Annotated in this window: 26 protein-coding genes; 9 read left to right on the top strand and 17 right to left on the bottom strand. The window is 67.9% G+C overall.

Annotated elements, in window-relative coordinates:
* Positions 1-142: 142 nt before the first annotated feature.
* Genes trpA through trpB form a run of 3 tightly spaced genes read right to left on the bottom strand, consistent with a single transcriptional unit; the run spans position 143 to position 2,878 of the window.
* Complete coding sequence (gene trpA / locus GDJ08_RS15105; RefSeq protein ID WP_153165184.1) at positions 143-955, bottom strand: tryptophan synthase subunit alpha; 813 nt, start codon at positions 953-955, stop codon at positions 143-145.
* A gap of 1 nt (position 956) precedes the next feature.
* Entirely contained in the window at positions 957-1,655 is a 699-nt protein-coding gene (locus GDJ08_RS15110; RefSeq protein WP_153165185.1) for a hypothetical protein, read from the bottom strand.
* Positions 1,652-2,878, bottom strand: a complete 1,227-nt coding sequence (gene trpB / locus GDJ08_RS15115; protein WP_017354646.1) for a tryptophan synthase subunit beta — start codon at positions 2,876-2,878, stop codon at positions 1,652-1,654. Before trpB ends, GDJ08_RS15110 begins: the two co-directional genes overlap by 4 nt.
* A 95-nt stretch (positions 2,879-2,973) precedes the next feature.
* On the opposite strand from trpB, the gene GDJ08_RS15120 reads away from it, so the two are divergent.
* Positions 2,974-3,861: a LysR family transcriptional regulator gene (locus tag GDJ08_RS15120; protein ID WP_153165186.1), complete on the top strand. Its 888-nt coding sequence runs from the start codon at positions 2,974-2,976 to the stop codon at positions 3,859-3,861.
* Between the two features lie 52 nt (positions 3,862-3,913).
* On the opposite strand, the gene GDJ08_RS15125 is transcribed toward GDJ08_RS15120, so the two are convergent.
* The 8 genes from GDJ08_RS15125 to prmB all read right to left on the bottom strand — a co-directional run bounded on the left by GDJ08_RS15125 (position 3,914) and on the right by prmB (position 12,154).
* Complete coding sequence (locus GDJ08_RS15125) at positions 3,914-4,570, bottom strand: phosphoribosylanthranilate isomerase (protein ID WP_017354644.1); 657 nt, start codon at positions 4,568-4,570, stop codon at positions 3,914-3,916.
* On the bottom strand, positions 4,567-5,340 hold the full coding sequence (gene truA / locus GDJ08_RS15130) for a tRNA pseudouridine(38-40) synthase TruA (RefSeq protein ID WP_017354643.1): 774 nt from the start codon (positions 5,338-5,340) through the stop codon (positions 4,567-4,569). The genes GDJ08_RS15125 and truA overlap by 4 nt, the downstream gene beginning before the upstream one ends.
* A gap of 80 nt (positions 5,341-5,420) precedes the next feature.
* Positions 5,421-7,322 carry a type IV pilus assembly protein FimV gene (locus tag GDJ08_RS15135; RefSeq protein ID WP_153165187.1) on the bottom strand — a complete coding sequence of 634 codons (1,902 nt, stop codon included), beginning with the start codon at positions 7,320-7,322 and terminating at the stop codon, positions 5,421-5,423.
* 88 nt (positions 7,323-7,410) lie between these two features.
* Positions 7,411-8,436 (bottom strand): aspartate-semialdehyde dehydrogenase, encoded by a 1,026-nt coding sequence (locus GDJ08_RS15140; protein WP_017354297.1) that lies wholly within the window; start codon positions 8,434-8,436, stop codon positions 7,411-7,413.
* Between the two features lie 148 nt (positions 8,437-8,584).
* Positions 8,585-9,640, bottom strand: coding sequence for a 2-hydroxyacid dehydrogenase (locus GDJ08_RS15145; protein WP_153165188.1), 1,056 nt, complete (start codon positions 9,638-9,640; stop codon positions 8,585-8,587).
* Positions 9,633-10,736: a chorismate synthase gene (aroC, locus tag GDJ08_RS15150; protein WP_017354299.1), complete on the bottom strand. Its 1,104-nt coding sequence runs from the start codon at positions 10,734-10,736 to the stop codon at positions 9,633-9,635. Before aroC ends, GDJ08_RS15145 begins: the two co-directional genes overlap by 8 nt.
* Positions 10,726-11,238, bottom strand: a complete 513-nt coding sequence (locus GDJ08_RS15155) for a hypothetical protein (protein ID WP_153165189.1) — start codon at positions 11,236-11,238, stop codon at positions 10,726-10,728. The genes aroC and GDJ08_RS15155 overlap by 11 nt, the downstream gene beginning before the upstream one ends.
* Positions 11,228-12,154 carry a 50S ribosomal protein L3 N(5)-glutamine methyltransferase gene (prmB, locus tag GDJ08_RS15160; protein WP_017354301.1) on the bottom strand — a complete coding sequence of 309 codons (927 nt, stop codon included), beginning with the start codon at positions 12,152-12,154 and terminating at the stop codon, positions 11,228-11,230. The genes GDJ08_RS15155 and prmB overlap by 11 nt, the downstream gene beginning before the upstream one ends.
* A gap of 225 nt (positions 12,155-12,379) precedes the next feature.
* On the opposite strand from prmB, the gene GDJ08_RS15165 reads away from it, so the two are divergent.
* Together GDJ08_RS15165 and asd are read left to right on the top strand one after the other, a co-directional pair.
* Positions 12,380-13,030 carry an SCO family protein gene (locus GDJ08_RS15165; RefSeq protein ID WP_153165190.1) on the top strand — a complete coding sequence of 217 codons (651 nt, stop codon included), beginning with the start codon at positions 12,380-12,382 and terminating at the stop codon, positions 13,028-13,030.
* Positions 13,027-13,869, top strand: a complete 843-nt coding sequence (asd, locus tag GDJ08_RS15170) for an archaetidylserine decarboxylase (protein WP_017354303.1) — start codon at positions 13,027-13,029, stop codon at positions 13,867-13,869. Before GDJ08_RS15165 ends, asd begins: the two co-directional genes overlap by 4 nt.
* A gap of 64 nt (positions 13,870-13,933) precedes the next feature.
* Here the strand turns inward: asd and GDJ08_RS15175 are convergent, their stop codons facing one another.
* Positions 13,934-14,275: a ribonuclease E inhibitor RraB gene (locus GDJ08_RS15175; RefSeq protein ID WP_017354304.1), complete on the bottom strand. Its 342-nt coding sequence runs from the start codon at positions 14,273-14,275 to the stop codon at positions 13,934-13,936.
* Between the two features lie 65 nt (positions 14,276-14,340).
* Entirely contained in the window at positions 14,341-15,951 is a 1,611-nt protein-coding gene (locus tag GDJ08_RS15180) for a transglycosylase SLT domain-containing protein (RefSeq protein ID WP_153165191.1), read from the bottom strand.
* A 65-nt stretch (positions 15,952-16,016) separates the two neighbouring features.
* Here GDJ08_RS15180 and GDJ08_RS15185 point away from each other — a divergent pair, with 65 nt between their 5' ends.
* Together GDJ08_RS15185 and greB are read left to right on the top strand one after the other, a co-directional pair.
* Complete coding sequence (locus tag GDJ08_RS15185; RefSeq protein ID WP_267873519.1) at positions 16,017-17,579, top strand: helicase HerA-like domain-containing protein; 1,563 nt, start codon at positions 16,017-16,019, stop codon at positions 17,577-17,579.
* A 31-nt stretch (positions 17,580-17,610) separates the two neighbouring features.
* Positions 17,611-18,126, top strand: coding sequence for a transcription elongation factor GreB (gene greB, locus GDJ08_RS15190; RefSeq protein ID WP_017354307.1), 516 nt, complete (start codon positions 17,611-17,613; stop codon positions 18,124-18,126).
* On the opposite strand, the gene GDJ08_RS15195 is transcribed toward greB, so the two are convergent.
* Positions 18,026-18,955 (bottom strand): DUF3025 domain-containing protein, encoded by a 930-nt coding sequence (locus GDJ08_RS15195; RefSeq protein ID WP_153165192.1) that lies wholly within the window; start codon positions 18,953-18,955, stop codon positions 18,026-18,028. The two genes, greB and GDJ08_RS15195, sit on opposite strands and share 101 nt — an antisense overlap.
* On the bottom strand, positions 18,952-20,319 hold the full coding sequence (gene rimO, locus GDJ08_RS15200; protein ID WP_153165193.1) for a 30S ribosomal protein S12 methylthiotransferase RimO: 1,368 nt from the start codon (positions 20,317-20,319) through the stop codon (positions 18,952-18,954). The genes GDJ08_RS15195 and rimO overlap by 4 nt, the downstream gene beginning before the upstream one ends.
* 188 nt (positions 20,320-20,507) lie before the next feature.
* On the opposite strand from rimO, the gene GDJ08_RS15205 reads away from it, so the two are divergent.
* From GDJ08_RS15205 to GDJ08_RS20050, 3 genes are read left to right on the top strand one after another with little or no spacing between them, the layout of a single operon-like run.
* Positions 20,508-21,179, top strand: a complete 672-nt coding sequence (locus GDJ08_RS15205) for a dienelactone hydrolase family protein (RefSeq protein ID WP_017354310.1) — start codon at positions 20,508-20,510, stop codon at positions 21,177-21,179.
* Entirely contained in the window at positions 21,176-21,598 is a 423-nt protein-coding gene (locus tag GDJ08_RS15210; protein ID WP_017354311.1) for an HIT domain-containing protein, read from the top strand. The genes GDJ08_RS15205 and GDJ08_RS15210 overlap by 4 nt, the downstream gene beginning before the upstream one ends.
* A 14-nt stretch (positions 21,599-21,612) precedes the next feature.
* On the top strand, positions 21,613-21,780 hold the full coding sequence (locus tag GDJ08_RS20050; protein ID WP_017354312.1) for a LiaI-LiaF-like domain-containing protein: 168 nt from the start codon (positions 21,613-21,615) through the stop codon (positions 21,778-21,780).
* An 80-nt stretch (positions 21,781-21,860) separates the two neighbouring features.
* Here the strand turns inward: GDJ08_RS20050 and dcd are convergent, their stop codons facing one another.
* The gene (gene dcd, locus GDJ08_RS15215) at positions 21,861-22,433 is read right to left on the bottom strand and encodes a dCTP deaminase (RefSeq protein ID WP_017354313.1); all 573 of its coding nucleotides are present in this window, start codon (positions 22,431-22,433) and stop codon (positions 21,861-21,863) included.
* A gap of 69 nt (positions 22,434-22,502) precedes the next feature.
* Complete coding sequence (gene apbC, locus GDJ08_RS15220; protein ID WP_017354314.1) at positions 22,503-23,360, bottom strand: iron-sulfur cluster carrier protein ApbC; 858 nt, start codon at positions 23,358-23,360, stop codon at positions 22,503-22,505.
* A 204-nt stretch (positions 23,361-23,564) separates the two neighbouring features.
* Here apbC and GDJ08_RS15225 point away from each other — a divergent pair, with 204 nt between their 5' ends.
* Entirely contained in the window at positions 23,565-26,369 is a 2,805-nt protein-coding gene (locus GDJ08_RS15225; RefSeq protein ID WP_017354315.1) for a TonB-dependent receptor plug domain-containing protein, read from the top strand.
* Positions 26,370-26,447: the final 78 nt, after the last annotated feature.

The following is a 26,447-nucleotide window of genomic DNA, read 5'->3' on the forward strand; positions in this document are numbered from 1 at the left end:
ACTTCCGTTCAGGGCGGCCCGGGGGCCGCAAAGGCCGACAGTCTAGCTCACCCGTACGGTGCCCGGGACCCCCTGCCCGTGCAGTAAAGCGGGCGTGAAAACCGTGCTGGGGCGTACGTTCGAGGGGGCGCGGCGGCCGGCGTTACCGCACGTCCAGCGCCTCGCGCAGCGGTTGCAGGAACGTCCGGGCCACGTGCGCGGCGGCAGCGGCATCACCGGTCCCGGCCAGGGCGGCAACCAGGGCGCTGCCGACCACGACACCATCGGCCTCCACCGCCATCGCCGCCGCACTGGCCGCATCCTTGATGCCGAAACCGGCCACCACCGGCACGTGGGAGCGCTGGCGCAGGTCGCGCAGGCGGGCGCTGGCGGCGCTGCTGTCCAGGCGGTCGGATGCACCGGTGACGCCGGCGAAGCTGACGTAGTACAGGTAGCCCTGGGCCATCGTGGACAGGGTGTCCAGCCGCGCATCGGCGGTGGTCGGCGAGGCCAGCAGGATCAGGGCCAGGCCTGCGGCCGCGAAGATGCCGCGGGTTTCGTCGGCCTCTTCCGGCGGCAGGTCCACCAGCAGCACACCGTCCACGCCGGCGCGGATCGCCGCCTCGGCAAAGCGTGCGGTGCCGTGGATCTCGACCGGATTCAGATACCCCATCAGTACCACCGGGGTGGCAGCGTCGTCACGGCGGAAGGCAGCCACGGTCTCCAGTACGTAGCGCAGCCCTGCACCACGCGCCAAGGCGCGCTCGGAGCTGCGCTGGATGGTCGGTCCGTCGGCCATCGGGTCGGAGAACGGGACACCCAGTTCGATCACGTCCGCCCCCGCGGCAGCCAATGCGTGCATGACCGGCACGGTCGCCTCCAGGCCCGGGTCACCCGCAGTGATGAAGGGAATCAGCGCCTTGCGGCCGGAGGCGCGCAGACGGGCAAAACAGGCATCGATACGGTCCACACTCATGTCAGGCACATCCTTCGAACGTTTCAACGGCGCCGCTGGCGCCCCAGTACATCTTCGTTATCGCCCCATCGACGATCTCCAGCCGGATCGCCAGATCCGAGCCCGGGTCCTGCCAGGTGAGGTACTCGCCCGCGTCAGGGACATAGGCATGCGGCTGCACGGTGCTGCCGCCGGGCAGGCGCCGCAGGGCGTCTTCGCGCGACATGCCCAGGCGCAGCCCGAACGGCCCGGGCTGGGTGATGGTCTCGCCCGATCCGTCCAGCAACGCCAGGTCGAAACGCAGCACGTGCTCATCCTGGACCATCATCGAAACGCCCTCGGGCAGACTGCCGCGCTCATAGAACTCGCAGCTGCCGGGCGCCCCGCCCTCGCTCAGACCCGCCGAATGCCACTGGTCATCGGCATCGGTCACGCTGAAGCGCTGCCCGATCACGATGTCGCCGGCATGGTCCAGGGCAACCGAGACCACCGCCGGAGCCGCGGCGTCGGGGGCAACCGGCTCGACGGCCGGTTCGGGCGCCGGGTCGTCCTCGATCGGGCGGTTGGCAATGTCGTCTTCGTTGCTTGCCGGCATCCGTGCCGGTGCGATCACCGCGGGCGCCGCAGGCGCGGCCGGCAGCACCGGCGGGTCCGGCGGGGTACAGCCGGTCAGGCCGACCACGATCAGCAGCGCACTTCCCTGGCGCAGCAGGGGGGTCACAGCATCAGACCCTCGCGCGCGGCGATGGTGTGCACGTCCTTGTCGCCCCGACCGGACAGATTGCACAGCACCAGCTTGTCGCTGGGCAGCGCGCGCGCCAGCTTGATCGCCTGGGCGACCGCGTGGCTGGATTCCAGCGCGGCGAGGATGCCCTCGCTGTGGGCCAGTTGATGGAACGCGGCCAATGCTTCGTCGTCGGTGATACCGACATACTCGGCGCGACCGGCATCGGCCAGGAAGGCGTGCTCCGGGCCCACGCCGGGGTAGTCCAGGCCGGCTGAAACCGAGTGGGTTTCGATGATCTGCCCGTCGTCGTCGCAGATCACATAAGTGCGGTTGCCATGCAGCACGCCCGGGCGGCCGGCTGCGATCGAGGCCGCATGACGACCGGTTTCAATGCCGTCACCGGCGGCCTCGGCGCCGACGATGCGCACATCGCGATCGTTGAGGAAGGCATGGAACAGGCCGATCGCGTTGCTGCCACCGCCCACGCAGGCGGTGATCGCATCGGGCAGGCGGCCGTAGTCGGTGAGCATCTGCGCGCGCGCTTCGCGCCCGACGATGGCGTTGAAATCACGCACCATGCGCGGATACGGGTCCGGCCCGGCGACGGTACCGATGATGTAGAAGGTATCGCGCACGTTGGTGACCCAGTCGCGCATCGCTTCATTGAGCGCGTCCTTGAGCGTGGCCGACCCGGAGGTGACCGGCACCACCGTCGCGCCGAGCAGCTTCATGCGGTAGACGTTGATCTTCTGCCGCTCGATGTCGGTGGCGCCCATGTACACCACGCATTCCAGGCCCAGCCGCGCCGCCACGGTGGCGCTGGCGACGCCATGCTGGCCGGCACCGGTCTCGGCGATGATGCGCTTCTTGCCCATGCGCGCGGCCAACAGCGCCTGGCCGATGGTGTTGTTGATCTTGTGCGCGCCGGTGTGGTTCAGGTCCTCGCGCTTGAGCAGGATCTGTGCGCCACCGACCTGACGGCTGAGGCGTTCGGCGTGGTAGATCGGACTCGGCCGGCCCACGTAGTGGGTGAGGTCCTTGTCGTAGGCGGCGATAAAGGCCGGATCGCGGCGCGCCTCGTCATAGGCGGCGGCCAGCTCCTGCAGCGGCCCGATCAGGGTTTCGGCGACAAAGCTGCCGCCGTAACGGCCGAAATGCCCCTGGGCATCCGGATAGGCATGGAAATCGGCGATGGGGGATGCGGGGGTGGAGGACATGGCGCGACAACCGGTGGAGACAGGCTGACACTTTAACGCACGGGTCATGACAGTAATATCGACAATATCTGCCATGACCTGTCAGGAAAACTCACATGAGCACCTCCCCCCTGCCCCCGCTCAACGCCCTGCGCAGTTTCGAGGCAACGGCCCGGCTCGGCGGCGTGGGCCGCGCGGCCGCGTCGCTGCACGTGACGCATGGGGCAATCAGCCGCCAGTTGCGCGTGCTGGAAGACGTCCTGGGCGTGGCCCTGTTCGTGCGCGACGGCCGCGGACTGCGGCTGACCCCCGCCGGCACCGTGCTGCAGACCGCCTGTGAGGGCGCTTTCGCGCAGATCCGCGACGCGGTTGCGGTGATCAGTCGCGAGCAACGGCCGGGGCCGCTGGTGCTCGGCTGCAGTGGCAGCATTCTGGCGCGCTGGATGATTCCGCGGCTGCAGGCACTGCAGGCTGCCCTGCCCGGGCTGCCGCTGCACTGGTCGGCGCAGGATGGCAGCTTCACCGCCGACCAGCAGGCGCTGGATGCCATCCTGCTGCTGGCGCAACCGCCGTGGCCCCGCGGCTGGCGGGTGCGCGCACTGGCACCGGAACGGGTCGGCGTGGTGGTGAGTCCGCAGCACCCTGCCGCTGCGCGCCTGCGCGGGAAGCCGCCGCACGCGTTGCTGGACGAAACGCTCCTGCAGACCACCTCACGCCCGCAGGCGTGGCCGGCGTGGGCAACGTCGCAGGGACTGGACCCGGCGCGCCTGCAACTGGGCACCGGGTTCGAGCATCTGTACTACCTGCTGGAAGCGGCCGTGGCCGGGCTGGGCGTGGCGATCGCCCCCGAACCGCTGGTGGCCGACGACCTGGCGGCAGGGCGGCTGCTCGCACCGTGGGGGTTCGCCGCCACCGGCGGCTTCTGGGTGCTGGCAACGCCGGAGGGGACCCAGGATGCGCGGGTGGACGCCTTGGCGGACTGGTTGGCCGGACAACTGACGTGAACCGGTCTCCCGGCCCACGGTCGGGCGCTGCCGTCGAATGCCGCCGTGGAGGCTAATCCGCCTCGTGGCAGTCGGCGCGGCGCACTTCCTCGACGAACTTGCGCATCTTGTAGCCGTCCTTGATGCCCGGTTCGGTTTCGATGCCGCTGGACACATCCACACCCCACGGCAGGGTGGCGACGATGGCATCGAATACGTTGTCCGGGGTGATGCCACCGGCCAGCAGGAAGGGACGGTGCAGGCCGGTGGGCAGACGTGTCCAGTCGAACGCGACGCCGGTGCCGCCGCCACCGCCCGGTGCGTGGCTGTCGAACAGGAAGCCGGCCGCGCCGGGATAGCGCAGCTGCAGCTGACGGGCGTTGACGTCGTCCCGCCCGCCCATCGCCACGGCCTTCAGATAGGGCATGTTGAAGCTGCGGCAGAACGACTCGTCCTCGTCGCCGTGGAACTGCAGCAGGGTTGGCCGCACGGTACGCAGCACTTCGCGGACTTCCTCCTTGGTGTTGTCACGGAACAGCGCGACCACGTCCACCATCGGCGCGATGGCCTGGCGCATTGCGCGGGCCTCAGCCGGCGCGACGCGGCGCCTGCTCTCGCGGGCAAAGATGAAGCCGACCGCGTCCACGCCCAGCTCGCCGGCCAGGCGGACGTCGCCGGCCCGGGTCATGCCGCAGAACTTGATGCGGGTGCGATAGAAGGAGCGGCTCATAAGGTGACCTCGGCGGGCAGATGCCAGTTGTCGGGATACAGGGGGCCAACGAACACCAGTCCCTGCGGGGGGGCGGTGGGACCGGCCACGGTGCGGTCCTGGCCAGCCAGCAGCTCGGCCATCCACGACACCGGCTTGTCCCCACAACCGATCAGAATCAGTGAGCCGACGATATTGCGCACCATGTGATGAAGGAATGCATTGGCCTGAACGCAGACCTCCACCACCTCATCGTGGCGGACCACGCTGATCGCCTGGAGCTCGCGGCGGGCATGCAGGGCCTCGCACTGGATGCTGCGGAAGGCACTGAAGTCGTTCTCGCCGAGCAGCGCCTGGCCAGCCGCGTGCATCAGCCCGGCGTCCAGCGGGCGACGTTCCCAGCTCAGGGTCTGGCGGTACAGCGCCGGCCGCACCTGACGGTTGAGCAGCCGATAGCGGTAGCGCCGCGCCCGGGCCGAGAAGCGTGCGTGGAAGTCGTCGGCCACCGGCACGCACCAGCGCACGGCGATCGAACGCGGCAACCGGGTCGTGGTGCCCAAGGTCCACCCGCGCGGATCGCGCACCACGTCGGTATCGAAATGGACCACCTGGCATTCGCCGTGCACGCCGGCATCGGTGCGGCCGGCGCACGTCACCTGGATCGGTGCATCGGCCACCGAGGACAACGCCTCCTGCAGGCTGGCCTGCACGCTGGGACACCCACTCTCGCCCAGCTGCTGCCAGCCCTTGTACTCACTGCCGTCGTATTCCACGCCCAACGCGTAGCGCATGCTCAACCTCTGTTTCGTCGGGGAACCGGGCCGGCGTCGGCCCGGGAATCAAGCGGGGAAACGACGGGCAAACGCGTCGTTCATCCCAGGCGCGCCAGCAGCTCGCGCGCTTCGGCTTGCATGTGCGGGTCCGCGCCCACGGCGACTTCCTGCAGCAGCGTGCGCGCGGTTTCGGCGTCGCCCAGGTCCAGGTAGGCGATCGCCAGCTCCAGGCGGTCGCGTCCCGGCGCGGGCCCGAACACGGTGCCATCGGCAGGCGCGTCCCCTGCCTCGATCGCATCGTGGCCTGCGGCGGCGATGTCCGTCGGGTCGGCGTCGGACACCGGCTCGGCCGGGTACTCGAACACGCCACGGAAGGACGGCTGCGCCGCCGCTTCCAGCGCATGCGCCGGCGGGCCCGGCAGCACCGGCGCGGCCTCGGCGACCACCTCGTCCTCGTCCACGGCCGGGCTGTCGCCGGTCACCGGCGCCAGCGCGAACACCGGCTCGCGGCGCAGGTCGTCGGCCAGCGGCGCTTCGTCCAGCGCGGCGACGTGTACGTTGTCGTCTTCGTCGGCCAGGCGCTGCTGCGCGGCCAGCTCATCCACGTAATCGGCGGCCGGCACGGCGGCGGCAAGTGCGGCACCGTCAAGGCCGTCACGCGACAGCGGCGGCAACGGTGAGGCTTTGCGACGGCGACCGAAGAGCCAGCCGACCACGCCCAGCACCAGGACGACCAGACCCAGCCAGTACCACCCACCCCCACTGCTGTCGCGTGACGACGGCGCCTGCGCAAGACGCTGCTGGGCAGCCGCCAGGTCGCTGTCCTTCATTGCGATGAGTGACTGCTGCTGGGTCTTGAGCTTCTCCAGTTCGGCCACCCGGTTGCGCAGCTCCTGGATCTCGGCATCGCGGGTGGCGACATCTTCCTTGGCCTGACGCAGTTGTTCGTTGCCCAGCATGTCACCCTCACTGCCGGCGGCGGTGCCGGTGGTTGTTCCTGCGGTGTGGTCGGCAGCGGCGACGGCCGGCGCGATTTCCAGACGGGCCCCCTGGCGCGGCGGCGTGGCAGCGGCAGCGCTGGCAGGGGCCGGTGCACTGGCGGCGGTGTCGGCCGGCTGCGGAATCGCTGCGCGCGACTGGCGCCACTGGGCGGTATGTTCACGCACGATCGCAGCCGCCTCGCCGGGATCGATGGCCGCGCCGCCGTTGCCGGCCGGACCGCGCAGCACCGCGCCCTGCTTGAGCAGGTTGACGTTGCCACGGATGAAGGCCTCGGGGTTGGCGCGCAGCAGCGCGATCATCGCCTGGTCGCGGCTGACGCCCTGCTCGCGTGCGACTGTCGCGGCGATCTGCGACAGCGTCTGGCCGCGCTGGACGGTAATGCCCTCGGCGCCCAGGGCGGCCGGGGCCGGCGGACGGTTGACGGTGGAGCGCGGTGCGGCCGCCGCCGTCCGCGGCGCGGGGGCCGCCGCAGCAGCGGCCGGCGGCACCACGGCTGGCGCAGGGGCCGGCTCACGCACGATGGCATTGGACAGGGCGCCGGCAGGCGCGACGATCTCCGGCTCGGCAACGGCGGCGGCGCTGTTGGGCGCATCGACCAGCGCCGAATACTCGCGCACCAGCCTGCCCTGCCCCCAATCAGCCTCGATCAGGAAGTTCAGCGACGCTGTCGCGACCGGCGCATGGCTGCTCACGCGGACCACGGCCCGGCCCTGCGCATTGCGGGTCAGCTCGAACTGCAGCTCGCTGACCAGGCCACTGGGCGGTTCCAGCCCGACGCGGGCGAAGGTGGCCGGCGACGCCAGCGAGACCCGAAGCTGTTCCAGTTCGGCCGGATCGGCCGAAATCACCGGAATCTCTGCCAGGAGTGGCTGGCCGGGCTTGGACAGCACACGGATATCGCCCAGGCCGAGGGCCAGGGCGGAGCTGCTGGCCAGGGCCAGCAGCAGCGTCGACACATACTTGAGCGGGCGCAATGCGCCCGGAGCCCGGTTCTTCATGGCGGCCAATATAACGGCTCCCCCCGTGATCGGCGATGATTCATGTGGTGCGGTCGGCGGCATCCCCATGCCGCCGCCGCCCACCCGCTCAACCTTCGGCGGCAACCAGCTCGGCCAGCTGCACGGCGTTGAGGGCAGCGCCCTTGCGGATGTTGTCCGACACGATCCACAGGTTGAGTCCGCGCGGATGCGACAGATCCTCGCGGATGCGGCCGACATACACCGCATCGTTGCCCGACGCATGCGTGACCGGCGTCGGATAGCCGCCGGCTTCATGCCGGTCGACCACTTCCACGCCCGGCGAACGCGACAGCAGTTCACGCGCGGCGTCGGGGGTGACCTTGTCACGGGTTTCGATGGTGACCGCTTCGGAGTGGCCGTAGAACACCGGCACACGCACGGCGGTGGGGTTCACCAGGATGCTGTCGTCGCCGAGGATCTTGCGGGTCTCCCACACCAGCTTCATTTCTTCCTTGGTGAAGCCGTTGTCCTGGAAGTCGTCGATGTGCGGGATCAGGTTGAAGGCGATCTGCACCGGGAAGCGCTGCGGGTCGATCTCCTGGAAGCTGAGCAGCTGGCCGGTCTGCTTGCCAAGTTCCTCCAACGCCGAACGCCCGCCGCCGGACACCGACTGGTAGGTGGCCACGTTGATGCGCTGGATGCCGTACTGGCGATGCAGCGGAGCCAGCGCCACCAGCATCTGCATGGTCGAGCAGTTCGGATTGGCGATGATGCCGCGGGGACGGTTCTTCAATGCCTCCGGGTTCACTTCGGACACCACCAGCGGCACGTCGTCGTCGTAGCGGAAGGCCGAGGAGTTGTCGATCACCACCGCGCCGGCCGCGGCGAACCTGGGACCGAACTCCTTGGAGACGCTGCCACCGGCCGAGAACAGCGCGATATCCACGCCGGTCGGATCGAAATCGGACAGGTCCTGGACCTTGATCTTCTCGCCCTTGTACTCGATCTCGCCGCCGGCCGAGCGCGAGGACGCGAGCAGGCTCAGGGTGGCGATCGGGAAATCACGCTCGGCCAGGATGGCCAGCATGGTTTCGCCGACAGCACCGGTGGCACCGACGACGGCGACGTGGAAACGACGATCAGGGTTGTTCATGGGGAACCTCGTGTGATGGGGTGCCGACCCAGGGCCGGCACTGTCGTGTCTGTTTGAAGGGCGTACCGGCCGACGGTCGGTACCTGCCCGCTGTGCAGGGAACGCGGAGTGGGTTCGGGGAACCTCGCGTGATGGACGCGGCGGTTCCCTATCGTTTTGCGTCGTCGGTTTTCTTGGCGCCCACGAAAGCCGCGCCGGCACGGGCAGCGTGCACGGCGCCGGCGTTGATCGCGCTTGGCGGACGCCCGGCATGGGGTCCCTTGTCCAGCGCGGCCGTCAGGTTGTCCACGGCCAGCTGCACCATCGCCCGGCGCGTGGCCTGGCTGGCGCTGCCGATGTGCGGGGTAAGCACCACGTTGCGCAGGGCCAGCAGTTCCGGACGGACCGTGGGCTCGCCGTCGAACACGTCCAGCCCGGCGGCCGCCAGGCGGCCATTGGCCAGCGCATCGGCCAGTGCCAGCTCGTCAACGATGCCGCCACGCGCGATGTTGACCAGGGTGGCGCCCGGCTTCATCTTCGCCAGGGCGGCCGCATCGATGATGTGATGCGAGGCGGCGCTGTACGGCAATACCAGTACCAGGTGGTCGGCCCGTGCCAGCAGCGTGTCCAGGTCGACGTACGTCGCGCCGACCTCGGCCTCGGTGGCCTCCGGCAGGCGTGACCGGTTGTGGTACAGCACACGCATGCCAAAGCCCAGGGCGCCGCGGCGGGCGATGCCCTGGCCGATGCGGCCCATGCCGAGGATGCCCAGCGTGCTGCCGTGGATGTCCGAGCCGAGCATGGTCCGGAACGACCACTGCCCCCACTGGCCCTCACGCAGCCAGCGCTCGGACTCGGTGATGCGGCGGGCGGCGGCCATCAACAGTGCGAAACCGAGATCGGCGGTGGTCTCGGTCAGCACGTCCGGGGTGTTGCTGGCCAGGATGCCGGCGGCGCTGAGCGCGTCGACATCCAGGTTGTTGTAACCCACCCCGACATTGGCGATCGCACGCAACCGCGGGGCGTTGGCGATCTCGGCCGCGCCGATGCGTTCGTTGAGGGTGATCAGCGCGCCGTCGGCACCTGCCAGCCGCGCGGCCAGCTGCGATGGCGTGTAGCGGGTGACCTCGGCGGTCATGTCCAGGTCGAAGTACTGCCCGAGCCGTTCGACGACATCGTCGAACAGCGGCTGGCTGACCCAGACCCTCGGACGCGGATCAGCCATCGATGCTGCCCGGGATGCGCGGCGCGACCTCGCCCACGTCGCCGCACTGGGCCCGATGACGCAGGGCCTGGTCCATCAGCACCAGCGCCATCATCGCCTCGGCGATCGGGGTGGCGCGGATGCCCACGCAGGGATCGTGACGGCCGGTGGTGATCACCTCCACGGCCGCGCCGCTGGCGTCCACCGTGGCACCGGGCAGGCGCAGGCTGGAGGTCGGCTTGAGCACGATCGAGGCGGTGACCTGCTGGCCGGTGGAGATGCCGCCGAGGATGCCCCCGGCATGGTTGCTGGCGAAGCCGTCGGGGGTGATCAGGTCGCGGTGCCCGGTGCCCTTCTGGGCTGCGCTGGCGAAGCCGTCGCCGATCTCCACGCCCTTGACCGCGTTGATGCTCATCAGCGCAGCGGCCAGTTCGCCGTCGAGCTTGCCGTAGATCGGTTCGCCCCAACCCGGCGGCACGCCATCGGCGACGACGTTGACGCGCGCGCCGACCGAATCGCCGGACTTGCGCAGGGCATCCATGTAGCTTTCCAGTGCGGGCACCTGCCCGGCCACCGGCCAGAAGAACGGGTTGTCTTCCACGGCCGACCAGTCGAAGCCGGTCGGCGTGATCTCGCCCAGCTGCGACAGGTAACCGCGTACGCGCACGCCATAGCGCTGCAGCAGCCATTTCTTGGCGATCACGCCGGCGGCCACGCGCATGGTGGTTTCGCGTGCGGACGAGCGACCGCCGCCGCGCGGATCGCGGATGCCGTACTTCTGCCAGTAGCTGTAGTCGGCGTGGCCGGGACGGAACTGCTGGGCGATGTTGCTGTAGTCCTTGCTGCGCTGGTCGGTGTTGCGGATCAGCAGCGCGATCGGGGTACCGGTGGTACGCCCTTCGTAGACGCCGGACAGGATTTCCACGGCGTCTTCTTCGCGACGCGCGGAGGTATGCCGGCTCTTGCCGGTGGCACGGCGCTGCAGATCGTGGACGAATTCCGCAGCGTCGATCTCCAGGCCCGGCGGGCAGCCGTCGATCACGCAGCCGATCGCCGGACCGTGCGATTCGCCGAACGTGGTGACCGAGAGCAGCTTGCCGAAGGTATTACTGGACATGGGATACCGCATGACGGGGGAAGGCGGCGCGCAGAACGCGCGGCAGGTGGCGCACGGCGACGATGGCCGGCAGCAGGGTGAAGCTGAGGATGAACACCGGGCGGCCCCAGCCATCGCGCCAGCCGTCCGGGCTGCTGCCGATGCTGGCAATCACGGTGGCCACGGCGACCGCCAGGCCGATCACCAGCGCGACCGTCAGCGCCCGCGACAGCAGCGGGCGCCGTTGCAGCAGCGTTGCATCGACAATCGCGCAGCAGATCACGGCGGCGCCGCCAAGCAGGGCCGAGACGCCGTAGACCAGGCCCTTGAGGTGGTACCAGAGCTGTTCGCCGGGTGCGGCGGCATAACGGCAGTGCATCGTGTCGCCGCTGAAACAGGCGACGCCGCTCTGCAGGGACATCATCACGATGATCAGCGCGAACGGCAGCAGCAGCGCCAACGGCATCAGCAGGGCCAGATCGGCCCAGCGGATGCGCGCGGCGACGGCCGGCCTATCGGGCATTGGCCAGCTCGGTGATGCGGGTGCTGTGGGCGATGAGCTCGCGGCACTCGACGGCGAAGATGCCCATCTGGCCGACCTTGAACTCGATCCAGTTGAAAACCACCTCGGGCAGCAGCTTGGTCAGGTGGCGCTCGGATTCGCCCACCTCGCAGATCAGCAGGCCGTCTTCGCTGAGGTGCAGCGGCGCATCGCGAAGGATCTTCAGCACCAGGTCCAGGCCGTCGTCGCCGGCACGCAGGCCCATCTCCGGCTCGTGGGAGTACTCCGGCGGCAGGGCATCGGTCTCGTCGTTGGTGACGTACGGGGGGTTGGTGACGATCAGGTCGTAGTGACGGCCGGTGAGGCCGTTGAACAGGTCGGACTTGATCAGGGTGACGTTGTGGGCGTCGAGGCGTTCCTTGTTCTCGGCGGCCAAGGCCAGGGCATCATCGCTGAGGTCCACGCCATCCACCTCCCAATGCGGGTAGTAGTGGCCCATCGCGATGGCGATGCAGCCCGAGCCGGTGCACAGGTCCAGCGCGCGGTGCACGTCACGGCCGGCCAGCCAGGGCTCGAAACCGGTTTCGATCAGTTCGGCGATCGGCGAGCGCGGCACCAGAGCGCGCGGGTCGCTCTTGAAGCTCAGGCCGGCGAACCAGGTCTCCCCGGTGAGGTAGGAGGCGGGCAGGCGCTCGGTGATGCGGCGCTCGAACAGGGCCAGCACCTCGGCCTTCTCCGGCGTGGTCACGCGGGCGGCACCATAGGCCGGGCCAAGGTCATGCGGGAGATGGAGCGTATGCAGGACGAGCTGGGTCGCTTCGTCCAGGGCATTGTCGTAGCTGTGCCCGAAGGTCAGCCCGGCGGCGTTGAAACGGCTGGTGCCGTAGCGGATCAGATCGATGATCGTGTGGAGTTCGGCGGCCGTTTCGGCAGTCATGGCGGGGCAACAGACAAAGTGGCCCCCGATTATAGGCGACCCCATGCCGGGCAGCATCCGTTGCAGAAGAAACGGGTGGTGGGGACCCACGCTCTCCCCCTTCCCCCTTGCACCTGCCCTTCATTGCGCGCCAGTCCACCGCCGAGGGAACCCGTCCCGCCCAAAACAACCACCCAGGCCGCCGCCGCCCCTATCATGGTGGCCCCTTCCGGGAACGGGCCTTACATGTTCAATCGCAACGTCGGCATCATCCTGCTCATCGCACTGGCCGCCGGGCTCGGCCTGGTCGTGGCCCAGAAGGTGTTCGCGCCCACGCCGGCCGGCGACCGGCCGGCCACCACGTCGATCACCTTCTATCCGCAGCCGCGGCCCCTGCCCGACTTCAACCTGGGCCAGTCCGACGGCACGCGCCTGATCCCGGGCGAGCTGAAGGGGCATTGGACCCTGGTATTCCTGGGCTTCACCTTCTGCCCCGATGTCTGCCCGACCACCCTGGGCGACCTGGCGCAGGCCCAGAAGCAGTGGGAAGCGCTGCCGGAGACGCTGCGTCCGCGGCTGGTGTTCATCTCCGTCGACCCCGAGCGCGATACGCCGGCCCGCCTGGGCGAGTACGTACATGCGTTCCACAAGGACACCCTGGCCGCTACCGCCGACGTGCCGTCGCTGGAGCGGTTCGCCACCTCCCTGGGCTTCGTGTTCCAGAAGGTGCCCGGCAAGCACTTCGATGAGAACCCCGAGGATTACACCGTCGAACACTCGGCCAGCCTGGCCGTACTGGACCCGCAGGGCCGCCTGGCCGGCCTGATCCGCCCTCCCTTCAATGCGCCGGCCATCGCGCGCGACCTGCAACTGCTGACCGAGAAATCCGCCCCATGAGTCTGATGACCACGCTGAGCTACGCCCTGCCCCATCGTCTGCTGTCCTCGATGGCGCGGCGCCTGGCGTATTCCAGCAATCCGCGCATCTCGCGCTGGCTGATCGATACGGTCACCGCCAGGTTCGGCGTGAACCTGGCCGAAGCCGCCAATCCGGACCCGCGCAGCTACGCCACGTTCAACCAGTTCTTCACCCGCGCCCTGAAGCCCGGTGCACGCGTGGCCGATCCCGATCCGCGCACGCTGGTGATGCCGGCCGATGGCCGGATCAGCCAGCTCGGCGCGATCGAGGACGGGCGGATCTTCCAGGCCAAGGGCCAGTCGTTCACAGCCGCCGAACTGCTGGGCGACGCCGCCGATGCCGAGGTCTTCCGCCACGGCCTGTACGCCACCGTGTACCTCTCGCCGAAGGACTACCATCGCGTGCACATGCCGTGGACCGGCACCCTGCGCGAGACGGTGCACGTGCCCGGCCGGCTGTTCAGCGTCGGGCCGGCAGCGGTCAACACGGTGCCGGGGCTGTTCGCCCGCAACGAACGGCTGGTCTGCCATTTCGATACCGACTTCGGGCCGATGGTGTCGGTGATGGTCGGTGCGCTGCTGGTATCGGGCGTGGAAACGGTGTGGGGCGGCGAAGAGATCCCGCGCTATGGCGACACGATCACGCGCAAGGATTACCGCGGCAAGGGCATTACCCTGGCACGGTTCGCGGAGATGGCGCGTTTCAACTACGGCTCCACGGTGATCGTGCTGCTGCCACCAGGCGTGGCCGATTTCGCGCCGCACCTGGACGCCGAGCACGCCGTGCAGCTGGGCCAGGCGCTGGCGACGTTGCGCTGACCCCAACGCAGAACGCCCCGCTCCCGCGGGGCGTTTGCGCTGGCGGGCAGCGCCCGACGGGCGGTCAGATCTCGACCGGTCCGACGTCCATGCCGTCGTAGTCTTCCACGCCGTTCTGCTCGGCCAGGGTCTGCAGCTCGTGGTTGCGGGCATCCAGCGAGGCCTCGGTGTGCACCTCGGCGCGCTCCACGTGCAGCACGTGGTACGGCGCCTCGCCCTCCTCCAGCTCCGGCTCGAAGATCTCCACCAGGCTGTAGCCCATCGCGACCAGCTTCTCGGCCAGGCCATTGAGCGGTTCCGGGGTGGTGTTGACGAAGAAGTACCCCCACAGCATCGGGCCGTTGAGGTCCCAGTCTGTGTTTTCGCGGATGTTGGCGAACATCTCGTTGATTGCGGTGATATCCATCCTGCTTCCTTTGTCTGTGTACATGGGGGCCGTGGCGCGTTGCCACGGCCGATGATGGATGTCGGTTACCTGTCGCAGCCCTGCAGCTTGAGCGTCTGGCCGGGGCGCAGCGCGTAGCCCGGCGCCTTGAGGCCATTGGCCCGCGCCAGCGCCGGCAGGTCGCACTGGTACCTGGCGGCGATCCCGCCCAGGGTATCGCCCTTGGCCACCTTGTGGCTGCGCACCGGCTTGGCTTTCGGCTTGGCCGACGCACGCGGCACGGCCACCGGAGCAGTCGGCGTGACCGCCGGAGCGCTGTCCCGTGCTTCGGCGATCGGCACCACGCTGCCCACGGCCACATTGCCGGTGTAGGTGGCGGCCGACGGGCGCACGATGGCGGCGTTGAGGTCGGCGGTGATCAGCGTACGCGCCAGGTCCGCGCGCGGGCCGCTGACGCAGTAGCGGTTGTAAAGCCCGGCGATGCGCGTGGTGGCGTTGATCGTGGTGCCCGCCGGAATCCAGCCGTCCGCTTCGTAACGCGGGTTGAGATTGCGCAGCACACGCATGTACCCGTCACGCGTGCCGGCACTGCCCAGGCAGATGGTCAGTTCGTAGATGGTGGTCGACTTGGCCAGGCGCAGAGTGGCCGGCTGCGCGCTGATTTTGGGGAACTCCACACCGTACTGCTGCGGGTGCAGGTAGATCCAGGCCGCCGCAATCACCATCGGCACGTAGTCTTTGGTCTCGCCGGGGAACTGGTTGTAGACGCTGTCGGTCCAGAAGCCCTGGCCCGCGCTCTGGCGATACACCCGCGCCGCACGGCCTTCGCCGCCGTTGTAGGCGGCCAGCGACAGTTCGATGTTCTTGTTGAGCTCGCGCATGCGCTCGTTCATGTACGAGGCACTGGCCTCGGCCGCGCTGCGTGCATCGAAGCGGGTGTCAAAGCCGGTGCCATCCGGGCCGAGCCCGAAACGGCGGCCGGTGGCCGGCATGAACTGCATCAGACCGGCCGCACCGGCGCGTGAGGAGGCGTGCACGCGGCCATTGGATTCCTTGGCCATGATGCCGAACAGCAGCGCCTCGGGCAGGCCACGCTTCTCCCACTCCGGCCACATCACCGCACGCAGGTTCTGGTAGTTCTCATAGCTGGTGAGCAGCGCCGGACGCATATCGGTGAGCCAGCGGCGGATGCCCGCCTGCACGGCCGGGTTGTACTCGACCATGCTGTCGAAGGCGTGGCGCTTGTCGTTCAGCAGCGCGGCCGCGCGCGCCGCTTCGGGCACATCGGCCGCCAGCGGCCCGACGTGGTCCGGATCGGCCTCGAGCAGGACGCCATCGGCAACCACGGCATCGGCGTCTTCGCCCTGGCCATCGGCGGTGTTCTTGAGCAGGCGCTTGTAGGTGGTCAGCAGATTGCTGACCTGGCAGCCCTTCTGGGCCACACAGGCGCTGATCACATCCTCCATGTCCTCCAGCGCCGCATCGGCCTCGTTGCGGCCCTTGGGGTCGGCGTTGGCCACCAGCACCAGCGCGTCGCCGTAGCGCTTCTCCGCCGCTGTCATGCGCTGCTCCAGCGCTTCGATCTTCACCCGGTCGCGGGCCGAGACCCGCTGGGCATGTGCCTCCGGCACCAACGACACCATCGCAGCGAGCGCCAACAAAGGCCAAGCGCGGACAAGCAAGACAGGAACGGGCATTTTTGGCACTGTGTGCGAGAGATGGGGCAGAGTAGCCGCGGCCATCGCATCGGGGCAACCCGCTCATCGCCGCGCCTGCCGCCACTGTCTGGAATCCCGCGCATTCACACAACGAGTTGACCATGAACCCGATTCTGCTCGGCAAAGGCATCACCGACGACATTCCGGTCACCCTGCTGCCGCGCCTCGGCAACCGCCACGGACTCGTGGCCGGCGCCACCGGCACGGGCAAGACCGTGACCCTGATGACCCTGGCCGAAGGCTTTTCGCGGCTGGGGGTGCCGGTGTTCCTGGCCGATGTGAAGGGCGACGTATCCGGCCTCGCCGTCGGCGGCGCGGGCGGCGATGCGCTGCTGCAGCGTGCCCACGACATCGGCGTGGCCGACTACGCCCCGGCTGCCAGCCCGGCGATTTTCTGGGATCTGTACGGCAAGCTCGGCCACCCGGTGCGCACCACCGTGAGCGAGATGGGCCCGACCCTGCTGGCGCGGATACTGGAACTCAACGACACACAGGCCGGCGTGCTGGACATCGTGTTCAAGCTGGCCGACGACCGTGGTCTGCTGCTGCTCGACCTGGACGACCTGCGCGCCCTGCTCGGCCTGGTCGCCGAGGAGCGCAAGGACATTTCCACTGACTATGGCCTGGTCAGTGCGCAGACCGTGGCCGCCATCCAGCGCTCACTGCTGCGCCTGTCGCAGGACGGTGGCGAAGCGTTCTTCGGCGAACCGGCGCTGGAGCTGGCCGACCTGATGCGGGTCAATCACGACGGCCGCGGCGTGATCGGCATCCTTGCCGCCGACCAGCTGGTGCTCAAGCCGCGGCTGTATTCGACGTTCCTGCTGTGGCTGCTGTCGGAGCTGTTCGAAACGCTGCCGGAGGTGGGTGATCTGGACAAGCCCAAGCTGGTCTTCATCTTTGACGAGGCGCACCTGCTGTTCGACGACGCGCCGCCGGCGCTGGTGCAGCGGATCGAGCAGGTAGTGCGGCTGATCCGCTCCAAGGGCGTGGGCGTGTACTTCTGTTCGCAGTTCCCCGACGACGTCCCGGCCAACATCCTCGGGCAGCTCGGCAACCGCGTGCAGCATGCGCTGCGTGCCTTCACCCCGCGCGACCAGAAGGCGGTGAAGGTGGCAGCCGAGACCTTCGTCCCCAATCCCAAGCTCGATGTCGCCGCCACGCTGGCCAGACTCGGCACCGGCGAGGCGCTGGTCTCCACGTTGCAGGACAAGGGCATCCCCTCGCCCGTGCAGCAGACCCTGATCGCGCCGCCACGCTGCCGCATGGGCACCATCACCGAGACCGAACGCGCCCAGGTACGCGCCGGCAGCCCGGTGGGCAGCCGCTACGACACCGCCATCAACCGCGAGTCGGCCGCCGAACTGCTGGCCCAGCGCGCGCAGAAGGCGGTGCAGCAGGCCGATGCCCCCAAAGCCCGCACGCGCGAGCAGGACGACGCCCAGGCCGGCGGCTTCGGCCAGTCGATCAAGGATGCGATCTTCGGCACCAAGCGCCGCCAGGGCATGATCGAAACGATGGCCAAGCAGACAACGCGCACCGTCGGCACCAGGCTCGGCAACCAGATCGTGCGCGGCATCCTCGGCGGCATCTTCGGCGGCAAGCGTTGAACCGCGTCACCTCACCACGAAAGAAGACCTGATGTCGCGTTGGCGTCCCCCTGCGGAAAAGAGTACGGCCCTGATCACCGCGCAGGGCCACCAGCGGCTGAAGGCCGAGTTGGACGATCTGTGGCGGGTGCGCCGGCCGGAGGTGGTCAAGGCGCTGGCGGCCGCTGCGGCCGAAGGCGACCGTTCGGAGAACGCCGAGTACACCTACCGCAAGAAGCAGCTGGGCGAGATCGACCGCCGCGTGCGCTACCTGACCAAGCGGCTCGAGTCGCTGCGGGTGGTTGATACCGTTCCGAGCGATCCGCAGGCGGTGTTCTTTGGCGCGTGGGTGGATCTGGAGAATGTGGACAGCGGCGATGTCAGCCGCTATCGCATCGTGGGACCGGACGAGACCGATGCGGGTGCAGGCTGGATCAGCATCGATTCGCCGCTGGCGCGTGCGCTGCTCAGGAAGCGCGTGGACGACGAGTTCGAGGTGGAGCTGCCGAGCGGCCGGACCGGATTTGCGGTTCTGGCGGTGGCGTATGGAGCGCACGGGGTGGAGTAGTCCGCCCGTTGATCGGCGGGTACGTCCTGCCCTCGCGCCGTGGCCTGAAGTAGTCGGCCTGGCGGTAGAACGCCGCATCCTGCAGCCCATGCCAACCCGGAATGCCCATCAGCGGCAGCGGTCGCAGGTCCAGCGGGTCGCACAGCCGTTCGCCGTGCATGATGGCCTGCGCCACCTGCGCCACCGCCTGCGCATCGTCTTCGGCTTCTGTCAGCAGGCATTTGCCCACCAGCCGCCGCCCGGGCAGCAATGCCTGCTCCATGAGGGCATGGCCGAACACTGCGGCCACGGCAATATCACCGTTGCGCCATGCGTCGGCACCTTGCACGAACAGCGCATCCCAGTCATGACGGTCCCACGCGCCTGCCAGTGCCGCATCGCGCACCCGGACGACGACACCGGTCTCATCGAACTGGGTCAGCGCGGCCTGTGCGCGCGTCCGCCCTCCCGGCGCATCGCGATGGAGGTCACGGCATTGGCGCGCGTTGAGCGCGTGCTTGATCTGCGGATAGCGCGCCCAGACCAGCGCATTGAACAGGTCATGCCAGTTGCACGGACGAGTCGCGATACGGCCTTGCGCAATGCGCTGCTCGTAATGCAGTCCATCGGCGAGCAAGGCGTCATCCTGCTCGACCAGTTGCCTGCCCGGCAGCGCCAGGCGGACGTCCAGGGCATCGATGGCCGGCCAGTCACCGGCCACCATCAGATCTTCGTAGGCCGCGTATGCCGTAAACAGGGGGTGACCGAAGCACGCCCGGTCCACCTGTGCACGCGCCGGCGCAAGGAAACGCCGGCGGCCAACCGCCTCGCGGGCGGCCGCGTCGGTCACAGCACCTTGATGTCGAGCCGCGTCTTGGCCGCGTCTTCGTCGATCAGCGCATCGCCGTACAGGTCGTGCTCGTCGCTTTCGGTGATTTCCACGTCCACGAACTGGCCCACGCGCAGACGCGCCTCGTCGGCATTCTGGATGTGCACCAGACCATCGATTTCCGGTGCATCGGCCTTCGAGCGCGCCACGGCGATGCCGTCCTCGATCACATCCACCAGGCACTGCTGCACAGTGCCGATCCTGGCCTCCAGGCGCGCCGCGGAAATCTCGGCCTGGCGGGCCATGAAGCGGGCCAGGCGCTCCTGCTTCACTTCCTCGGGCACCGGGTCGGGCAGAGTGTTGGCGGTGGCACCCGTAACCGGCGAGTACGCGAAGGCGCCCACGCGATCCAGCTGCGCTTCGTCAAGGAACGACAACAGGTCCTCGAACTCGGCCTCGGTCTCGCCGGGGAAGCCGACGATGAAGGTCGAGCGCACGGTGATGTCCGGGCACAGCTGGCGCCAGCGCTGCACGCGCTCGAGGGTCTTGTCGACCGCGCCGGGGCGCTTCATCAGCTTGAGGATGCGCGGGCTGGCATGCTGGAACGGGATGTCCAGGTACGGCAGGATCCGGTTCTCGGCCATCAACGGCACGATCTCGTCCACGTGCGGGTACGGGTACACGTAGTGCATGCGGGTCCAGGCGTCCAGTTCGGACAGGCCTTCGCACAGGGCTTTCAGACGGGTCTGGTAAGCCTTGTCGCGCCACATGCGCTCGGCGTACTTCACGTCCACGCCGTAGGCCGAGGTGTCCTGGGACACCACCAGCAGTTCCTTGACGCCGCCGCGCACCAGCCGCTCGGCTTCGCGCAGCACCTCGTCGACCGGGCGCGAGACCAGCTTGCCGCGCATCGAGGGAATGATGCAGAAGCTGCACGTGTGGTTGCAGCCCTCGGAAATCTTCAGGTACGCGTAGTGGCGCGGGGTCAGCTTGATGCCGTAGTCGGGCACCAGGTCCACGAACGGGTCGTGCCTGGGCGGCAGCGCGGCGTGCACCGCCTCCATCACGCTCGTGTAGTCCTGCGGGCCGGACACCGCCAGCACGTTCGGGTAGGCCTCCCGGATCTGCTCGGGGCGCTTGCCCAGGCAGCCGGTGACGATCACCTTGCCGTTGGCGTTCATCGCCTCGCCGATCGCATCCAGCGATTCGGTCACCGCCGAATCAATGAAGCCGCAGGTGTTGACCACCACCACATCGGCCGAGTCGTAGGACGGCACAATGTCGTAGCCCTCGGACCGCAGCTGGGTGAGGATGCGCTCGGAATCGACCAGGGCCTTCGGGCAGCCAAGGCTGACGAAGCCGACTTTGGGGTTCAGCTGGGACATGGATCAGGACTCTGGGGGCCTGGGTCGGAATGACCTGGGGCCGGAAACGGCGGCAAGTATACCGGCGTTGCACGCCCAGCCCTGAACCGGATCGCGGGCGAAGCCGCCAGACCCGGCATGACCGGCGACACCGCGCTAACCGGTGCGGGGCCGATAATGACGCCCTTCAGCAACGGGAGTCTCGCATCATGGGTGAGTGGGTCACGCTCGATACGCATCACGGCCCGGTCCGCGCCTGGCAGGCCGAACCGGACGGCAAGCCCCGTGGCGGGCTGGTGGTCATCCAGGAGATCTTCGGTGCCAACGCGCACATCCGCGAAGTGGCCGAAGGCTTCGCCGCCAAAGGCTATGCGGTGCTGGCACCGTCCTTCTTCGACCTGGTCGACGGCCCGGCCGCCGATCCCGACACCCTACCCTACGACCCGGATGGCGTGAAGCGGGGGCTGGAGCGGGTCACCGCCCTGGGGGTGGAGAAGGCCCTGGAAGTCGTCCGCGCCGCCGCCTCGCGGCTGGCCCCGGCCGGCAGGGTCGGTACCGTGGGTTACTGCTGGGGCGGCAGCATCGCGCTGCTGGCCGCGCTGCGCCTGGGCCTGCCGTCGGTCAGCTACTACGGCGCACGCAACGTGCAGTTCCTCGACGAAACGGCCAAGGCACCGGTGATGTTCCACTTCGGTGCCCAGGACAGGAGCATCCCGCCGGAGGCGATCAAGGCCCACCGCGAGAAGCTGCCGCAGATGGCCACCTTCGTCTACCCGGCCGACCACGCCTTCAACCGCAATGTCGGACATGCGTATGATCCAGACAGCGCCGCCCTGGCGCTGGAACGCACCCTGGACTTCTTTGCGGAGCATCTTGGATGAGCGAGTTCGAACTGGATTCACGCCTGGCCACCGATAGCGTACTGGTAGCAGAAGGGCCGTTGTCGCAAGTGCGGCTGATGAACGACGAGCGGTACCCGTGGTTGATCCTGGTGCCGCGCCTGGCCGGCATCACCGAATGGATCGAGCTGGACGGCGAGCAGCAGGACAAGCTGCGCACCGAGTTGAACCGGGCCTGCAAGGCCCTCAAAGGCACCGACGGCGTGGAGAAGATCAACATCGGCGCGCTGGGCAATATCGTCCGCCAGCTGCATTTCCACGTCATCGGCCGCCACGTCGGCGATCCGGCGTGGCCCGGGCCCGTCTGGGGCCACGGCCAGGCCCACCGTCACGATCCGGACGTGCTTGCCGAGCGTGTCGCGTACTGGAAGGAACGGCTAGGATATCCGGCCCACTCCTGACGGACCCTGCCCTGATGCGTTCGAACCTGATTGCCGCCATCGTCCTGATCCTGGTGGGCCTGTTCCTGCTGGCCAGCAACCTGGGTTGGACCAACATGAACATGGGCCGCCTGATCCTCACCTGGTGGCCGGTGATCCTGGTGGCGGTGGGCATCGGGCTGCTGTTCGGCCGCGGCAAGTAATGCGGCGGCGATGAACGGAAAAAGCGCGGATTGCTCCGCGCTTTTTTCGTTTACGGGGGGGTAGAGAGCCGACCTGCCGCTCAGGTGCGCGGCAGGGTCACGCCGGTCTGGCCCTGGTACTTGCCGCCGCGATCCTTGTAGGAGGTCTCGCAGATATCGTCCCTGTCGGCCTGGAAGAACAGCATCTGCGCCACGCCTTCGTTGGCATAGATGCGCGCCGGCAGCGGCGTGGTGTTGCTGAATTCAAGGGTGACATGGCCTTCCCACTCCGGCTCCAGCGGGGTCACATTGACGATGATCCCGCAGCGCGCGTAGGTGCTCTTGCCCAGGCACACCACCAGCGTGTCGCGCGGAATGCGGAAGTACTCCACGGTGCGGGCCAGCGCGAAGCTGTTCGGCGGAATGATGCACTCGTCGCCGACGATGTCCACGAAGCTGCCCGGATCGAAATGCTTCGGGTCGACAATGGTGGAATTGATGTTGGTGAACACCTTGAACTCGCGCGAGCAGCGCACGTCGTAACCGTAGCTGGAGGTGCCGTAGCTGACGATGCGCTCGCCATTGGCCTGCTTGACCTGGCCGGATTCGAACGGCTCGATCATGCCGTGCTGTTCGGCCATCTGGCGGATCCAGCGGTCACTCTTGATGCTCATGTAGGGGTCCTGAAGGGCAAGGGGCAGGTCGGGGCCGGGCACGATTCTAGCAGCCGGCCCCGGCGCCGGTCAGAGCAGCGAGGACAGGATCGGAATGCTGGCCCGCGGGCGCTTGCCCATCTCTTCCACCAGCCGTTCGGCCGCCCGCAGATAGGCCTGCGCGGCCGGCGAGTCCGGTGCGGCGGCGACGATCGGGGTGCCCGCGTCGCCCTGCTCCCGGATGCCGATGTCCAGCGGCAGCGAGCCGAGCAGCGGCACGCCGTACTGCGCAGCCATGCGCTCGCCACCGCCCTGGCCGAACAGGTGCTCGACGTGGCCGCAGTTGCTGCAGGTGTGCACGGCCATGTTCTCGACCAGGCCCAGCACCGGCACCTCGACCTTCTCGAACATCTTCAGCGCCTTCTTCGCATCCAGCGTGGCGATATCCTGCGGCGTGGTGACGATCACCGCACCGGCCAGCGGAATCTTCTGGGTCAGCGTCAGCTGGATGTCGCCGGTGCCCGGCGGCAGGTCGATCAGCAGGTAGTCCAGGTCGTCCCACAGCGTGTCGTTGAAGAACTGCGTCATCGCCGACGTCGCCATCGGACCGCGCCAGATCATCGGCGTCTCGTCCTCGATCAGGTAGCCGATGGACATGGTCTCCACGCCGAACGCGCGCAGCGGTTCGATCGACTTGTTGTCCGGGCTCTCCGGGCGCCCGCTCAGGCCGAGCATCATCGGCACGCTGGGGCCGTAGATATCAGCGTCCAGAAGGCCGACGCGCGCGCCCAGACGGGCCAGTGCGACCGCCAGGTTGACGGCCGTGGTGGACTTGCCGACACCGCCCTTGCCCGAGCCAACGGCGATCACGTTGCGGATGCGCGGATGCGGCGTCAGCCCCTTCTGCACCTGGCTGGCATGGGGACGACGAGACTGGCTGGCACTCACTGCGGGCACTCCGGAAACGCTTCAGGGGAACCCAACACTATACAACCTTGACGGTGCCTGACTAAGAATCGCGATTGCTACGAATCCATGCAATTTTCGTTAAGTTCATGTTACGGTCGATTGGCACCACGTTGAGCGTTTTCTGCGCGTTTTCGGGAGGGAATCATTGACGTCGTGCATTCGTATCTGCTCTATGGACTATCAATGAATTACCCACGCAATACTGCTCGTCGCAACACCCTCGCTGCTGCACTGTTCTCTGCCCTGATCGCCACCGCGGCCGCACCGGCCCTGGCACAGGACCAGGCCACGACGCTGGACAAAGTCACCGTCACCGGCTCGCTGATCCCGCAGACCGATATCGAAACCCAGACCCCGGTGATGTCCATCACCGCGCAGGACATCCAGACCCGCGGCTTCACCAGCGTGGCCGAAGTGCTGCAGCAGTCCTCGCTGACCACCGGCGGCCTGCAGGGCGGCCAGACCTCCGCCTCGTTCACCCAGGGCGCCGAAGCGGCTGGCATGTTCGGCCTGAACCCGGGTTACACCAAGTACCTGATCAACGGTCGTCCGATGATGTCGTACCCGGCGCTGTACAACGGCGGCGATACGTTCAACAACATCAGCGGCATTCCGATCGACATCGTCGAGCGCATCGAAATCCTGCCGGGCGGCCAGTCCTCCCTGTACGGCTCGGACGCAATCGCCGGCGTGGTCAACATCATCCTCAAGGAACGCATGGAAGGTGGGACGCTCACCGTCCGTGGCGGCACCTACAGCGAAGGCGGCGGCAACAACCTGCGCGTCAGCGCGGCCCACGGCTTCAGCGCCTTCGATGACCGCTTCAACGCACTGGTCAACGTGCAGATCGAGTCGAGCAACCCGATCTGGGGCTACCAGCGCGACCTGACCAGGACCACCAATGCCAACGGCTACACCGCACAGGTGCCGGGCAACGACTTCGCGGTCATCGACGCCGACACCAACCGCCTGTACATGATGGATCCGACCAACTGCGCCAGCGTCGCCGGCCAGTTCGGTGGCACCACCGTGATGGGTTCGCGCGCCTCGGGCCTGTCCTGCGGCTCGGTGTACGGCGCCGGCTACAAGACCGTGAAGAACGGCAAGGACAGCGGCCAGTTCTATTCGGCAATGACCTTCGACGTCAACGACGACCTGCAGTTGTTCGCCGACGTGCTGTACAGCAAGGAAAAGACCGAATACACCTCCGGCTCGAACTACCTGTGGTGGGGCACCAAGAGCACGATGGGCGGTTTCTACGACCAGTCCTCGGGCAAGGTGGTCAACCTGCAGCGCGCCTTCGCGCCGGAAGACATCGGCGGCCAGGGCTACAAGGACGTGCTCAACAGCGATGAGAGCCGCTCCTACCAGGTGACTCTGGGTGCCAAGGGTGTCTTCGGCGACTGGGACTACAGCGCCAGCTTCACCCGCGGTGAGTACAAGCTCACCGAGAACAAGTTCATGCGCTGGAAGGACCCGATCAACAACTACTTCGCCGAGCACGTGCTGGGTCCGGTACTGGGCACCACCGCCGACGGCTGGGACATCTACAACCCGAACTGGGGCGCGTTCTACTCGGCGATCTCGCCGGAAGATTTCGCCAGCTTCACCGGCTACGCGCACAACCGCAGCCGCACCTGGCAGAACCTGGCCCGCGCGCAGGTCACCAACGGTTCGCTGTTCTCGCTGCCGGGCGGTGACGCCGGCTTCGCGGTCGTCGTCGAAGGCGGCAGCGAAGGCTGGGACTACTCCCCGGACCAGCGCCTGCTGGACGGCCAGGCATGGGGCTCGTCGGCAGTGGCCGGCAACGGCCACCGCAGCAACTACGCGGTGACCTCCGAGCTGCGCATGCCGCTGCTGGAATCGCTGACCGTGACCGCCTCGGGTCGCTATGACGCGTTCAAGATCGCCGACAACACCGTCGACAAGGCCACCTACAGCCTGGGTCTGGAATACCGTCCGCTTGAAAGCCTGCTGTTCCGCGGCAAGTACGGCACCGCCTTCCGCGCGCCGACCCTGTCCGATGCCTTCCAGGGCACCAGCGGCTACTACGCCAACAACTCGACCGACTACTACCGTTGCGGCCAGCTGGGCTACACCCCGGGCAACACCGCCGACTGCCGTTACGACAACAGCGTCTCGGTGTACTCTGAGCGCGCCGGCAACCCGGACCTGGAGCCGATCACCGCCGACGTGTGGAACGCCGGCCTGGTGTGGGCGCCGATGCCGACCCTGTCGATCTCCGCCGACTACTACAACTGGAAGATCGAGAACGAAGTCGACACGGCCAGCACCGACCAGCTGCTGCTGGCCGAGTACTACTGCCGCAACAGCCTGCCCAACGCCGCCTCGGCCAGCTGCCAGAACGTGGCCGACTGGGTCGTGCGCGACGCCGCCGGCAACCTGAGCAGCCTGTACACGCCGAAGATGAACGTCGCGCGCCAGAACCTGCAGGCCGTGACCGTTGGCTTCAAGTACCTGCAGGACATCGGCCGCTTCGGCGCGCTGCAGTTCTCGGGCAACTACACCAACATGCTCAAGCGTGAAGTGCAGTCCGAGCCGGGTGAAGATTTCCAGGATCTGCTGGGCAATCCGATCGCGATGTGGAACTACGACAACTACGCCAAGGTGCGCAGCGATGCCGCCGTGGCCTGGTCGATCGGCAAGTTCACCACCACCGCCTACGCCAACTATGTCGGCAAGACGCCGAACTACCTGGCCGGTCTGAACGGTTACGACTACACCCACCCCGCGTCGGGCAAGTCGGCAGGCAAGTGGGGCTCGTACACCACCTACAACCTGAGCGTGAACTACCGTGCACAGGACGATCTGACCCTGTCGGTGATGGTCAACAACGTGTTCAACAAGATGCCGGAAGGCCAGGTGTACAGCTACCCGGGTACCTCCGGCACGCCGTACAACAACGCCTTCTACAGCATCTACGGCCGCGCCGTGTACGCGCAGATGAAGTACGACTTCGGCAAGTAATCGCCGCGTCAACCCCGCTTCAGGGCCCCGCTTCGGCGGGGCTTTTTTTTGCGGTGTGAAACTCGATCTGACGATCAA

The sequence above is a fragment of the Stenotrophomonas nematodicola genome (assembly GCF_009467805.1).
Taxonomy (GTDB): domain Bacteria; phylum Pseudomonadota; class Gammaproteobacteria; order Xanthomonadales; family Xanthomonadaceae; genus Stenotrophomonas; species Stenotrophomonas nematodicola.

Bases quoted from the DNA above. Each gene is read 5' to 3' on its own strand.
- GDJ08_RS15210 (WP_017354311.1), top strand. From the start codon at position 21,176: ATGAGCGAGTTCGAACTGGATTCACGCCTGGCCACCGATAGCGTACTG.
- GDJ08_RS15175 (WP_017354304.1), bottom strand. From the start codon at position 14,275: ATGGATATCACCGCAATCAACGAGATGTTCGCCAACATCCGCGAAAAC.
- greB (WP_017354307.1), top strand. From the start codon at position 17,611: ATGTCGCGTTGGCGTCCCCCTGCGGAAAAGAGTACGGCCCTGATCACC.
- rimO (WP_153165193.1), bottom strand. From the start codon at position 20,319: ATGTCCCAGCTGAACCCCAAAGTCGGCTTCGTCAGCCTTGGCTGCCCG.
- GDJ08_RS15120 (WP_153165186.1), top strand. From the start codon at position 2,974: ATGAGCACCTCCCCCCTGCCCCCGCTCAACGCCCTGCGCAGTTTCGAG.
- dcd (WP_017354313.1), bottom strand. From the start codon at position 22,433: ATGAGCATCAAGAGTGACCGCTGGATCCGCCAGATGGCCGAACAGCAC.
- truA (WP_017354643.1), bottom strand. From the start codon at position 5,340: ATGCGCTACGCGTTGGGCGTGGAATACGACGGCAGTGAGTACAAGGGC.
- trpB (WP_017354646.1), bottom strand. From the start codon at position 2,878: ATGTCCTCCACCCCCGCATCCCCCATCGCCGATTTCCATGCCTATCCG.
- GDJ08_RS15205 (WP_017354310.1), top strand. From the start codon at position 20,508: ATGGGTGAGTGGGTCACGCTCGATACGCATCACGGCCCGGTCCGCGCC.
- trpA (WP_153165184.1), bottom strand. From the start codon at position 955: ATGAGTGTGGACCGTATCGATGCCTGTTTTGCCCGTCTGCGCGCCTCC.
- GDJ08_RS15125 (WP_017354644.1), bottom strand. From the start codon at position 4,570: ATGAGCCGCTCCTTCTATCGCACCCGCATCAAGTTCTGCGGCATGACC.
- GDJ08_RS15135 (WP_153165187.1), bottom strand. From the start codon at position 7,322: ATGAAGAACCGGGCTCCGGGCGCATTGCGCCCGCTCAAGTATGTGTCG.
- GDJ08_RS15225 (WP_017354315.1), top strand. From the start codon at position 23,565: ATGAATTACCCACGCAATACTGCTCGTCGCAACACCCTCGCTGCTGCA.
- GDJ08_RS15180 (WP_153165191.1), bottom strand. From the start codon at position 15,951: ATGCCCGTTCCTGTCTTGCTTGTCCGCGCTTGGCCTTTGTTGGCGCTC.
- GDJ08_RS15140 (WP_017354297.1), bottom strand. From the start codon at position 8,436: ATGAACAACCCTGATCGTCGTTTCCACGTCGCCGTCGTCGGTGCCACC.
- GDJ08_RS15155 (WP_153165189.1), bottom strand. From the start codon at position 11,238: ATGCCCGATAGGCCGGCCGTCGCCGCGCGCATCCGCTGGGCCGATCTG.
- GDJ08_RS20050 (WP_017354312.1), top strand. From the start codon at position 21,613: ATGCGTTCGAACCTGATTGCCGCCATCGTCCTGATCCTGGTGGGCCTG.
- prmB (WP_017354301.1), bottom strand. From the start codon at position 12,154: ATGACTGCCGAAACGGCCGCCGAACTCCACACGATCATCGATCTGATC.
- aroC (WP_017354299.1), bottom strand. From the start codon at position 10,736: ATGTCCAGTAATACCTTCGGCAAGCTGCTCTCGGTCACCACGTTCGGC.
- GDJ08_RS15145 (WP_153165188.1), bottom strand. From the start codon at position 9,640: ATGGCTGATCCGCGTCCGAGGGTCTGGGTCAGCCAGCCGCTGTTCGAC.
- GDJ08_RS15165 (WP_153165190.1), top strand. From the start codon at position 12,380: ATGTTCAATCGCAACGTCGGCATCATCCTGCTCATCGCACTGGCCGCC.
- asd (WP_017354303.1), top strand. From the start codon at position 13,027: ATGAGTCTGATGACCACGCTGAGCTACGCCCTGCCCCATCGTCTGCTG.